Origin of the sequence: Calothrix sp. FACHB-168, assembly GCF_963889195.1 — a bacterium.
Lineage (GTDB): Bacteria > Cyanobacteriota > Cyanobacteriia > Cyanobacteriales > Nostocaceae > Aulosira > Aulosira anomala_A.
This window is the reverse complement of sequence record NZ_CAWPNJ010000100.1, coordinates 1-11,388: the sequence shown is the minus strand read 5'-3', so window position 1 is coordinate 11,388 and position 11,388 is coordinate 1. Positions and strand designations below refer to the sequence as shown.

Below are 11,388 nucleotides of genomic sequence, written 5' to 3'. Positions count from 1 at the left end.
CAAAAACGTATTCGACAAAATAGACGACGCGGTAGGCGGATCAACATCTTCGGTATTTGGGAGCCGAAATCTAGTTTTAATTACGCTTTGATGCTTGGAACATTGAAAGCACCAACCTATGTTCAACTCATGGATTGGCAAGCTCAAATTGCTGCACACCGCTTACTGGAAACTGGACAAATTACTGTAATCATTCATGATAATGCCTCTGTTCACAAAAGTCTTTTGGCTCGTCAGCAGCATCAACGTTGGCAACAGCAAGGGTTGTACATCTTTTTTCTACCTCCCTATAGCCCACAAATGAATCGCATTGAAGAGGCACTGCGTTGGGCGGCTTTGCCGACTTGAAGCAAGTGCCGTGACGAATGGTTGCATCTCAAACGTGATGAGCTTGCCGGCCGAGTTTTTGAGGATGAATATGAATTAGCGGTAAGCGAAGCTATGCCGAAGGCTTATCGCTATTATTGAGGGTATAGAAAATAGAGCTATGCAAGGTCAGTACCAAGTTAAACGTTTTATGTTTAATTAGGTTGACCTACTTATTACTAGCATTATTTTGCGGTGAACTACAACTAGTGACTGTAGCTAGAAAAGATGCAGTTGCTATTACAAAAAACCGACGTTTAATATTCATGCGATCGCCTTTTTTTAACCTTGACAAAATCTCACTTTAATGGATATGTAAATCCCAACACAAATGACAATTGACAAACTCACCATTTCTGAACGGGAACCCAGTTATAATTTTTGTCCTTCACATCTATCTTTTTGGGAATAATCTTTAGCTCATAGAAGGTATCCGCCATTCTTTGTAACCCTGAAAGCACTTCATCGGTTACAGGTAATACACTGCGCTCGCCTCCTCGCTTTTCCACAATTTCCATTGTTGGTTCGTCAATTTTGTAGAGTTTAGAAAGTAATTTTGCAGAATCTTTGTAATTATTTTTTGACCAAGAACCTGCTTTTTCTAATTCTTGTAAAATTATCTTGACAATATCAGGATGGTCGCGCACAAAATCGGGAGCAGCATAATAAAATGAAGGGCTTTCTAAAGGAGCCTTATCGCCAAATACAGCAGAATTATCTGCTAACAAACGAGTGCGCAGTTTTTGTTCGGCTTGCGCTGTGTAAGGGTCCCAAATTAACCATGCATCAATATCACCACGCTCAAAAGCGGGTAAAGCTTCTGCTGGAGTTAAATACAAAGGTTGAATATCAGTAAATTTTAATCCTACCTTCTCTAGGGCACGAACTATAATATAGTGCTGTCCCGAACCTTTAGCAAAAGCAACTTTTTTACCCTTCAAATCCGACAGTGTTTTAATAGGTGAATCTTCTTTCACCAAAATAGCTGAACCTCTGGTACTACCAATTCCAGCAGCTACTCTCACAAATTGTTTATCGCTAGCTTGTGCAAACACGCTTCCTGTTCCACCACCACCACCAAACACAATACTACCGACACCCATACCTTCTAAAAGTGGTGCAGTAGAAGAAAATTCGTTCCATGTCACAGATATACCTTGAGGTTGTAAGCGCTTTTCTAAACTTCCCTGTGCTTTCACAATATTTAAAAGTGCCATCCCTTTTTGATGACCCATTTTTAGCACTGTTAATTGGCTTTTCTGTGGCTCTTGTTTTGCTGCATTAGCAGAATCTGTAGATTTATTTGGGGTACAAGAGGCGAGAGTTAGACTCAATCCAAAACCAATAATAAAAAAGATAATAAAATTCTTGATATTTGGTTTATAAACTGTCTGTAATATTCTCTCGTTTATCCAAGAAAATAATTTATTTGTAAGTTCGCTGAACATAGATACTCCTTAGCATTATGATTGTTTTAATTAAAATATTTTGGTAAAAAGTTGAATATCAAATACAACTTTTATAAAAATATACGTATAATTTTGATAATCGCGGGCGGTGCGTTGCGCTACAAAACACCCTACAAAATGGTTTTTTATTAATTAAATATTTTCAGAAAGCCCCCATAAAATCGGGGGCGACCACAAAGAGAACACGTTTGGAAACACTAACTCTATTTCATCACTCGCTCACACTCACAAGTTGAGGAAGTTTGGCAATAGGAATATCTAGAAAATAAGACAATACTTCCCGTCGCCAAGCATCATATATGACTCCAATTCCTTCAATTTCTGCGCCAGTTGCATCGTGAACAATTTGCCAATGTTTTTGTAAATAAGGATTGCGTCGCCGTTGTCCTTCTTCGTCTAGTTCTAATAACTGGGCGGCTATTTCTGCTTTTTCTGTTGGTGAGGCTTTGTCATATTTACTTTGCCACCAAGCTAAAACTCCAAAACGGTGAACGGCTTCATCAGGTAAAATTGTCTGACTGGCAAATTTAGAAGTTTCTGGATCGACAATTTTTGTAGTACGGCTGTTTAAAATTAACTGGGCAACTATATGCAGTTCATAGTGTAATTCAAAGGCTATGAAACCCAACCAATTACGAATGGGTAAATCGCCCATAAATTCCCAGTGATTTTTTACTTCTTCTACAATCTTTTCTGTAGGGTCTTGTCCTGATAATTCCCAAACTCGCTGACGAGTAAATTGGGCGTGTGCGCCATCATCACCAATTTGACGGCTTAAAAATAGGTGCAGTTCTGGGTCGGGTATTTGGTCAATAATTTTGCTACAAACTTGGACAATATATAAATCGTGGGCTGCGCCACCTATACGGAAGCGATAGAATTTCTCGAACTCTTCTTTTGTTGTCAGTTGTCGCGGTTCTTGAATGCGAGTAGTAGGAAAATTTGGGGCGTGTTTAGCAATGATTTTATCGATGGTTTCAATTTCAAACTCAGTTGTCCAAGCTGGGCGAGTTAAAGTTGCACTCATAAAGCCTTCCTTGATTATTGCAGATTATGCTACGAGTTCTCGCGATCGCACTCGTGGCATTACTTCTTCAGCAAAACGTTGCATTTCTGGGGGAAAAGGTTGGAATTGCAGCATGAAAGTATCTACCCCAACTTCCACAAAATCTGTAATTCTCGCGGCTACGGTGTCATAACTACCAACTAACCCCGCCGCAGTCCCGCCATTACTTCCCACTCCTGGATATTTCGCCATATTCTTGAACATGACTACATCTGGTTCTACACCCTTCATCAGTTCGGTTCTGTCGTCTTGTTGGGCGAGTTCTCGCAGGTATTCATATTCCGCTTGAGCTTCTGCATCAGTCGCTCGCGCAATGACAAAAGCTGACATCGCAAACCCCAGGGGATTGGGTTTTTTTCGTTCCCGCTTTCTCACATCAGCAATGGTTTCTCTGATGACATCTAAGGGACGCCCATTCAGAAAGAATACATCTGCTGTTTCCATTGCGAGATTCTTCGCCGCATCCGATTCTCCACCCAGATATACGAGAGGATGAGGTTGGGCGATAGGACGAGGACGCAAGCATAAATCGCTAATTTGAAAATATTCACTGTGATAATTAACTTTTTCCCCACTCCATAAAGCTTTTACTACTTCCATCCACTGTTGTGAATAGCGATAGCGTTCATCATGGGGTAGGAAAGGTATGCCGGATTTTTGCAAGTCTAGCTTAACTACGTAATAACAACGCTTTCAGCCTATTATATCGATATTTCTACTAACTTTCTAGTAATTAACCTGTTTTGGTACTGATGTACTGGTTTTCTAGTTGGTTTTTATGTCTAGTAATTTTCTAATTTGACTGACATTACAAACCGTATGACTCAATAACTGCTTACTAGCAATCAATGAGGTTGTAGCTAAAATTGTTGCACAAACTTGTTTCACAGTTTCATAGCCATTAACAGATAAGCATTGTGAGCATTTTAGTAATGATGCCCCTAGCAATTAGTTATCTGTTAATAGCTATGGCGGGTATATTCTAATTACCTGCTGTATAGCCATATAAAGCTTATGTCTGGATTTGTTAAACAAATTTGTGTAACAAATTTCTATATAAGCTAAACATCGCCACTATGGACAGTTAAATCAAATATCTTGATTTTGTTACATAATCAAGTTAATGTATTTAGAAGGTACATTACAACGTTGAATCAATGAATAAATACCTAGTGGAGTTAAAGCACTCTACCAGTGGTGAGATGCTGCTTGTCCAGTTGGAAGCTGACTCACTAGAGAACGCTGGCGACAATGCATTGAAAGCTAATCCAGATTATGAACTAGTCAAGGTTAAGCATACTCATGGCGGGAAACGCACTGGCGCTGGTAGAACTAATAAGTGGGGTGACGGAGTAAAGACTCAGGTTTACAGATTACCGCCTACTATTGGCGAACAAGCTGAAGATATAGTCAGTGAACTGGAGATGATTAAATCTATCCTTGATAGCTATCAATCAAAAGTAGATGAGTCAAAAGCTAAGTCAGCTAGTGGTCAGCCTTCGGAGCGTTATAAACACGTTGGTCAACTGATAGATGACTTGCGACAAGCCATGAAAGTAACTAGTGAGAAACTAGTGTAAGTCGTGATTTTAGTGTTATCTGGATTTGTGACACAAATTTGTGACACAAATATCTATAACAGAGATACAGCTAAAGGCTAACGATTTTTATATAGCTAAATAGTTATATTGAAGACATTTAAACCAACAAATAATAACCTCATCTTATGTTGCTAGATGGGGTTATTTAATGCTTACAGTTGGATTAATTCTATACTCATTCTTATCAGATAAATTATCTGATAATTAGCAATACAAGCTTGATTTATTTAATTTGTTCTATCATCTTTTTAACCGAACCATTGCAGTTACAACAAATATTAGTTACCCCAGGTTTTGCCCAAGAGTTAAAACCACATTCAGGACAGGTATATTTTGCTTTCACTCCACTTTTAGACTCCTGACCTAACTGAGAGCTAACATTTCTAGGCTTTGCTAAATCCTCAACATCTATAGTTTGAATTACTTGCATAAACTTACCGTTAAGCTCAGTTGATTGTTCGCTAGATTCACCAGATTTAATAATAAAGCCTATACTTGCTGCTTTTTCTACATACTCTTTATTGTGATAATGTCTTAGCGTTTTCTGGCTTCCAAAATCATGTTGCCATTTATGAATCATTTGATGAACAAGCACTGACAACCATATTTCTTTCGACTCATTCAAAAGATTTTCATTAACTAATATTTGGTCGTCATGATTTATGTTGTTTTTTTCATCCCATTTACTATGAAGATAAATGCCGTTACCTTTTGTATATCCAACACCTACATAAATTTGATTAGATAACTGACCATCAAAAAGGCTGTTGTTTAGATCACGGTAAATTCCTGTTAGTTGTATTGATTGTTCTATGCTTTTCATGACTTTCACGAATGTACCTTCGACAAAATTTTAATCGAATGTACCTTCGATGTCTACGATGTTATGTCTAAGCCAAAATCAACAATTAGCCTTGCTAAATAAGACTTGTAGCCTATTAACTACTAAGTTCATTACTTCTATCGAAGGTACGTTCGATAATCCATAAATAAACAGAGAGCCTTTATTCAGGCTCCCCTTGAGCAATTCTGTAAGGTACATTCCATATCTATGATACTGGAACTACCACTATAAACCAGCGTTATTCTGAGTAATATTGCTTAATTTTGATTTAATCTGTGTTAAATAATTTTTTATTGCTTTATTAAGCCTTATTTGCTCTTAATTGGCATTTTTATGAATATTTCTACTTGAGAAACTGTACTGTACTGTACTACACACAGTTAATACAGTTTGTGGGTGAGTTTATGGTAAAAACTACCATTATTATTTAGTGACTCTCCAGTTGCTAAAAGTTTAACTGTTGTCGTCTAAGCCCGGAATGACTAAACCTTTACGCTGGAAACGTCTACAACGGTCTAGCTAGCCTTCTGATGGCTTGTTTCTGTCTAGTTTCTCTTGTATTGCATCCCTACAGAACTGAGCAGGGTCATCTTGTGCTTTAACTGCTTCCTTCATTGACTCAGTGCATCGAAAGCTGATGGATGTTGTCATAGGCTCCTCACCCTTTGGTTGTGCTGGTTCAAAATTCTGAGGGTTCCCTTTGGGGTTAGGCATTGTTAAGAAAAGTAAATACAGCTTGATTCTAATGTGTACAAGGGAATACGCTTTTAAATTGGTAGGTAATGTGTCTGGAAAACTTCTTACCTACCAAATCCACCAATAGAAAATGGACAGTACCATTTTATGTTTACAAGGGAAGAATTAGAAGGCTTGAGCGTCAGGAAGTTGAGTAACTTGTGCCGACGCTACCAGATGCAGAATGTAAACTCAACACTTAGTAAAAATAAAATCATCTATTTGATGACATTCTGTCAGACAGCTATCACTCAGTTCAGACAAGGTAAAGGTTTAAAATCACCTGGATTAGCTAGCATTGAAGCCTTAGCCAAGATAATTGAGCAGATGAATACACCTACTGATGAACAGAAGGGACTAGTTAATTTCTCACTTGATGATGACCGCAGATTAGAAGGACAGGATGGAGTAGACCAAGAGAAATTAATCAGACTAGGTACAGCGCATATTTTACTGGAGAAGGCTTATGAGCTTCTGAGTGAGTAGGGAGAGATGATCTAAAAATTTGTGACACAATTTTGTGACACAAATCTAGAAAACAGTTCTAGAGACATAAAAAAAGGGAGTAGAAATACTCCCTTTAAGTTTTTATTAATTCAGTGAATTTAAATGTCTTTTAGCGTGACACTGCGGTTAACATCTAGGTAATGCTCAATAATGACATCAACTGAATTACCACAACTATCAGCTAATAGTTTTAAATCAGCGCCATTATTAGCTTGAATGCTGATAAATGTATGTCTTGTTGAGTATGGTTTGAGATATTGAATTTTACCTTGTTCAGCTAGTTCTTTAACCGCACCGGGATATGTGTATTTTTTCCCGTTCTTGCAATTTGAGTTACATTGCCAACCACTCTTTATACTGCTTCTGTCTAACTGATTTCCTTTTTCAGTTTTGAATACTAAATCGTCAGGATTTTTACCATCACTATACAGTCTCTTAAGCAAGTTTATTAACCTAGTCATTCCCTTCATCTTAAATAATCTATCTACATCAGTTTTTGTTCCCTTGGTAATTCCTGTAGCTGAATCATAAGACTCTTTGAAAATTATCCAACCAGTATCAAACCTAATATGTTTCCACTTCAAAGCATAAACCTCACCATGTCTACAGCCTGTAAGAAATAGGAATTCAATTACATCAGCTAGTTGACTTATTCCCGTTCGATTGTGATTTCTCATGTAATCAATAATCAAATCTCTCTCTTCAATTGTGTATGAACGATAATCCTCAGCCTCAGCTAATTGTTTTGATTTTTTAGGAATTGTGTAATGCTTTTTAACCTCAGAAAAATAATCTTTTGGTAATAATTCTTGCTCAACTGCGCGTTGACACATTTCACTAAGTCTGCCTAGCAATGATCTAATTGTGGCTCTATTTTGCTGTCTAGCTTGACAATCCGCGATTATCTCGTTTGCGGTTTCCGTATCCAATGTTTTATCTAGGTAGGGAGTTAAATAATTAGTGTATTTTCGTTGATAAGTGGTTTCATAGGTTGTTTTCTCAAGTTTCCCTATGCTTAATTTCCACTCTATAAACTCTTCCCACAATTCCCCAAGCTTAGGTAATGGTTTTGCAGTTGGTAACTGAGTAACCGTAGCTAACACTGGTTTGATATCCAGGTACTTGGCTAGTGTTGGGTCAAAGTTCGCGCCGTTCTGATAATCAATATCCTCTTGTATTCTCCTAGCTATTCCCTCAGCCCATTGCCGATTATCTGGTGTATCGTTTCTCCCTAGTCCTTTATAGAATTGCTTCTTGTTATAGAACTGTTGGCTTATTCTGCTTGAGAACTGTAACCGGAGTGTTCCCTTGTCCTCCCTTGGATTGACATCGGGTAATCGCTGGGAAGCCTTGCTGTTAGGTTGTTTAGAGTACATCTAGTAATCCTCTAGTAATTCTATCAAATTTAGATAGTGGATATATCTAGAATACCTGTAAAATCAATTCTCTACCAGATTTTTGCAATTCCGGCATAAACCAGGCGCTAATTAAATTAATAGAAAATCTACCGCCACTAATCGCATCAATATTTAATGCCATTTTTGCCAAAACTACTGGATGAAATAGCAAAGGTTTAATAGCAGCAATAATTTCTATAGATTTAGTGGCTTCTGCTAGGGCGGCTGCGGTTGTCCAAGTCTCTAGCTGGTCTAATTCTTGATTTCTCGGATTGATAATGTGTTCGGCGATGAGAGTGGTGGTAAACCCATAGGCTTCTGCTAGTTGGATGAGTTGTTTAGCTCTGTTGTAGCTAGCATCACGGGGTTCATACGGGTGGTTCATCGCGCCACAATTGCCGTAAACGGGAATCCAAATCCCGTATCGTGGCTGAGGCATATTTCTATACCCTCTTATCTAGAGGCTAATTCTGCTGTAATTTAGGCTGGGCTGGTTTGGGAAACCAAAGTCCGGTTTATTGACCAAATTACCGGAGTATTGGTATATAATAATTTCACAAATGGCTGATAAAAGCAATGGGTAAGGTGAAGAAAGTTTGTAATTCTTCGCGAAATGGGAGGAAGGAGGACAAGGAGGACAAGGGGGAATAATCAATAAAGAAAGGCAGAGAGTGGGAAGGTAGCTTTTGCATATCCCTGAAGCGATAGAGGCAGAGAATAACTAAATTTAGTTATTAACAAAATTAATTGACAAATACAATTTTATTGTTAAATTTTTCGATAATTATTATGCACTTATCTATGGGATATTCCTCTTGTCTGAGCCAAAATAGTAGGATCAAGGCAGCGCCTTGCCCCTACAAACGACTATTTTCATAAAATTCTTGATTTTTATCTTTAAATATGTGAAACTTGCTTTAAAATAGTAAAATACTAAAAACCGACCAAAATACAGTACTTAGATTAAATTACCTAAATTCATATAAAATCTTCAGGCAGCAATGCCAAAAAATCTTTGTAAGCTAAGGATGCTTAGTCATAAGAGTATTTATTAATTAGGGTTGCACTATTAAATTAGTTTATTTATCTTCAATATTTGTTTGGGAAAGTAAAAACATCACAATGATGCCCAATCACTAGATATTTCCAGCCCGTAAGTAAAATCTATCGATTTTTATTCACAGACAATCACTCGCAAATTAGGAGGTTTTTCACATGGGATTGAAAACACACGGAATGCACTTGAAATTATCAGGACTGGGTAAATCTTTTGGCGCAAAACAAGTTCTACAAGATATTGATTTAGACATTCAGCCAGGGGAATTTGTCGCTATTGTTGGTCGTAGTGGTTGCGGGAAGAGTACCATGCTACGCCTAATTGCAGGCTTAGATGCACCGAGTGCAGGGGGTGTGTTTTTGAATGATGAACAATCCCACCAGCAGATAAATCCCACTATCAGGATGATGTTTCAAGATTCGCGACTTCTACCTTGGCAGCGAGTCATTGCTAATGTGGAACTAGGTTTACTGGGTTCTAGTTCTAAGGTGACAGCAAGACAGACAGCCTTACAAGTGTTGCGGGCGGTGGGATTAGAAGACAGGGCTAATGAATGGCCTTCTGTCCTTTCTGGTGGACAACGGCAACGGGTGGCGTTAGCTAGAGCTTTAACTAGTCATCCTTCGCTATTGCTGCTAGATGAACCTCTAGGGGCGCTAGATGCCTTAACCCGCATTGAAATGCAGCAATTATTAGAGAATTTATGGCAAGAACAGCAATTTACGGCATTGCTAATTACCCATGATGTAGAAGAAGCGGTAGTGTTAGCAGACCGAGTGGTGTTGATTGAAGATGGTCAAATTGGTCTAGATGTCAAGATTGATTTTCCCCGTCCTCGCTCTAGGGGAGATGCAGAATTTGCGAAGACGGTGGAGAAGATTTTACAACGAGTGATGACGAAACAAGATAGCGATCGCTCGTCTGATTATGCCCTAGATTCGGAAGCAGCTTAGAACAATTCGTAATTAAGAGGCGCAATGGTGCAACTATTAGTTAAAGAAGAATCTCAAGATTGGATTGGAATAGCATCTTCTGTAGCTGCGGAACTGACAGCTACCGCAGTAGAAAGAGACCAAAAAGCCGGAATTCCCGATATAGAAATTCAACGACTGCGGGAAAGTGGTTTGTTACCTTTAGTCGTACCTCAAGAATATGGTGGTATCGGTGCAACTTGGGTACAAGCTTTTAAGGTGATTCAACAACTGTCAACCGCAGATGGTTCTGTTGGGCAATTGTACGGAAATCATCTAAATTTAACAGCTTTAGCTCATGTTTCTGGCACAGCAGAGCAAAAAGCAAGATATTACCGCGAAACAGCCGCAAAAAATCTCTTTTGGGCAAATGCGATTAATACAAGGGATACTAGGCTGAAAATTACCCCCGAAGGCGAAAATTTCCGGGTTGATGGGGTAAAAAGCTTTGGTACTGGCGTGGCGATCGCAGATTTGCGTGTCTTCTCCGCCCTGCAAGATGGTGTAGAATTGCCCTGGGTGTTTATCATACCTAAAGATAGACCAGGGGTAGTTTCTAACCAAGATTGGGATAACATCGGACAACGGCGCACAGATAGCGACACATTCACCTTTCATGATGTATTGGTAAAAAAAGATGAAATCCTGGGATATCCTCATCCTACTGATAGTGCTTTTGCTACATTTTTGGGAATCATCGCACAATTAACCAAAACCTACATTTATTTAGGGATTGCCGAAGGTGCCCTAGCTGCGGCTAAAGAATACACGAAAACTCAAACTAGAGCTTGGATTACCTCTGGAGTAGACAGCGCTAGCAAAGACCCGTATATTTTGCGGCATTATGGCGAATTTTGGACTCAATTACAAGCCGCCATTGCTTTGAGCGATCGCACCTCAGCGCAAGTACAGCAAGCTTGGGATAAAGGATCTGATTTGACTTTTGAGGAGAGAGGAGAAATTGCGATCGCAGTTTTCTCAGCCAAAGCCCTAGTTACCCGTGTGGGATTGGATATCACCAACGGTATCTTTGAAGTCACCGGTACTAGATCCACGGCTACTAAATACGGCTTTGATCGCTACTGGCGTGACTTGCGTACCTTTACCCTCCACGATCCAGTCGATTACAAACTCAATCACATCGGTAATTGGGTACTAAATCAAGAGTTACCAATTATTACTCAGTATTCTTAATATTTGACTTTGGCTAGAGATATGAAAAACTCCACCCACAAGGGGGTAGAGTTTTTCATTTTGCATGTAGGTACTTTTGCCTGGAGTTTAGACTAAATGGAAGCAAACAGAAAATAACAGCAACAGATTTACTGAACTAAAAAAATACACCATAAACGGGTAGGGGAAGCGCCCCAAAAAA

11 protein-coding genes and 1 pseudogene are annotated in these 11,388 nt (G+C 38.9%); 5 read left to right on the top strand and 7 right to left on the bottom strand.

From position 1 onward, the window contains the following. The coding region (locus tag AACW45_RS38175) for a transposase (protein WP_190638199.1) at nt 1-348 on the top strand (348 nt) is incomplete at its 5' end. 187 nt (nt 349-535) lie between these two features. On the opposite strand, the gene AACW45_RS38170 is transcribed toward AACW45_RS38175, so the two are convergent. From AACW45_RS38170 to AACW45_RS38155, 4 genes are all read right to left on the bottom strand, one after another. Next, entirely contained in the window at nt 536-661 is a 126-nt protein-coding gene (locus AACW45_RS38170; protein ID WP_277883154.1) for a hypothetical protein, read from the bottom strand. A gap of 52 nt (nt 662-713) precedes the next feature. After that, on the bottom strand, nt 714-1,814 hold the full coding sequence (locus AACW45_RS38165) for an aliphatic sulfonate ABC transporter substrate-binding protein (protein ID WP_190638196.1): 1,101 nt from the start codon (nt 1,812-1,814) through the stop codon (nt 714-716). A 232-nt stretch (nt 1,815-2,046) separates the two neighbouring features. After that, complete coding sequence (locus AACW45_RS38160) at nt 2,047-2,862, bottom strand: hypothetical protein (RefSeq protein ID WP_190638194.1); 816 nt, start codon at nt 2,860-2,862, stop codon at nt 2,047-2,049. A 24-nt stretch (nt 2,863-2,886) separates the two neighbouring features. Continuing rightward, nucleotides 2,887-3,564 (bottom strand): LLM class flavin-dependent oxidoreductase, encoded by a 678-nt coding sequence (locus AACW45_RS38155; RefSeq protein ID WP_242045842.1) that lies wholly within the window; start codon nt 3,562-3,564, stop codon nt 2,887-2,889. A gap of 494 nt (nt 3,565-4,058) precedes the next feature. Here AACW45_RS38155 and AACW45_RS38150 point away from each other — a divergent pair, with 494 nt between their 5' ends. After that, nucleotides 4,059-4,481, top strand: a complete 423-nt coding sequence (locus AACW45_RS38150) for a hypothetical protein (protein WP_190638192.1) — start codon at nt 4,059-4,061, stop codon at nt 4,479-4,481. 244 nt (nt 4,482-4,725) lie between these two features. On the opposite strand, the gene AACW45_RS38145 is transcribed toward AACW45_RS38150, so the two are convergent. Then, nucleotides 4,726-5,325 (bottom strand): SprT-like domain-containing protein, encoded by a 600-nt coding sequence (locus AACW45_RS38145; protein ID WP_190638190.1) that lies wholly within the window; start codon nt 5,323-5,325, stop codon nt 4,726-4,728. 864 nt (nt 5,326-6,189) lie between these two features. Between AACW45_RS38145 and AACW45_RS38140 the strand changes: the two genes are divergently transcribed. After that, nucleotides 6,190-6,567 (top strand): hypothetical protein, encoded by a 378-nt coding sequence (locus AACW45_RS38140; RefSeq protein WP_190638189.1) that lies wholly within the window; start codon nt 6,190-6,192, stop codon nt 6,565-6,567. Nucleotides 6,568-6,686: 119 nt separating this feature from the next. On the opposite strand, the gene AACW45_RS38135 is transcribed toward AACW45_RS38140, so the two are convergent. Together AACW45_RS38135 and AACW45_RS38130 are read right to left on the bottom strand one after the other, a co-directional pair. Next, nucleotides 6,687-7,691 carry a tyrosine-type recombinase/integrase gene (locus AACW45_RS38135; RefSeq protein WP_206758499.1) on the bottom strand — a complete coding sequence of 335 codons (1,005 nt, stop codon included), beginning with the start codon at nt 7,689-7,691 and terminating at the stop codon, nt 6,687-6,689. A gap of 346 nt (nt 7,692-8,037) precedes the next feature. Beyond that, nucleotides 8,038-8,424, bottom strand: a pseudogene (locus AACW45_RS38130) (LLM class flavin-dependent oxidoreductase); the annotation flags it as partial. A 776-nt stretch (nt 8,425-9,200) separates the two neighbouring features. On the opposite strand from AACW45_RS38130, the gene AACW45_RS38125 reads away from it, so the two are divergent. Together AACW45_RS38125 and AACW45_RS38120 are read left to right on the top strand one after the other, a co-directional pair. Then, the gene (locus AACW45_RS38125) at nt 9,201-9,995 is read left to right on the top strand and encodes an ATP-binding cassette domain-containing protein (RefSeq protein WP_190638186.1); all 795 of its coding nucleotides are present in this window, start codon (nt 9,201-9,203) and stop codon (nt 9,993-9,995) included. Between the two features lie 24 nt (nt 9,996-10,019). Next, nucleotides 10,020-11,207 carry an acyl-CoA dehydrogenase family protein gene (locus AACW45_RS38120; protein WP_190638183.1) on the top strand — a complete coding sequence of 396 codons (1,188 nt, stop codon included), beginning with the start codon at nt 10,020-10,022 and terminating at the stop codon, nt 11,205-11,207. The last annotated feature ends 181 nt before the right edge of the window (nt 11,208-11,388 follow it).

Coding starts and splice junctions, on each gene's coding strand:
- AACW45_RS38120 (WP_190638183.1), top strand. CDS start 10,020: ATGGTGCAACTATTAGTTAAAGAAGAATCTCAAGATTGGATTGGAATA.
- AACW45_RS38140 (WP_190638189.1), top strand. CDS start 6,190: ATGTTTACAAGGGAAGAATTAGAAGGCTTGAGCGTCAGGAAGTTGAGT.
- AACW45_RS38125 (WP_190638186.1), top strand. CDS start 9,201: ATGGGATTGAAAACACACGGAATGCACTTGAAATTATCAGGACTGGGT.
- AACW45_RS38150 (WP_190638192.1), top strand. CDS start 4,059: ATGAATAAATACCTAGTGGAGTTAAAGCACTCTACCAGTGGTGAGATG.
- AACW45_RS38165 (WP_190638196.1), bottom strand. CDS start 1,814: ATGTTCAGCGAACTTACAAATAAATTATTTTCTTGGATAAACGAGAGA.
- AACW45_RS38145 (WP_190638190.1), bottom strand. CDS start 5,325: ATGAAAAGCATAGAACAATCAATACAACTAACAGGAATTTACCGTGAT.
- AACW45_RS38160 (WP_190638194.1), bottom strand. CDS start 2,862: ATGAGTGCAACTTTAACTCGCCCAGCTTGGACAACTGAGTTTGAAATT.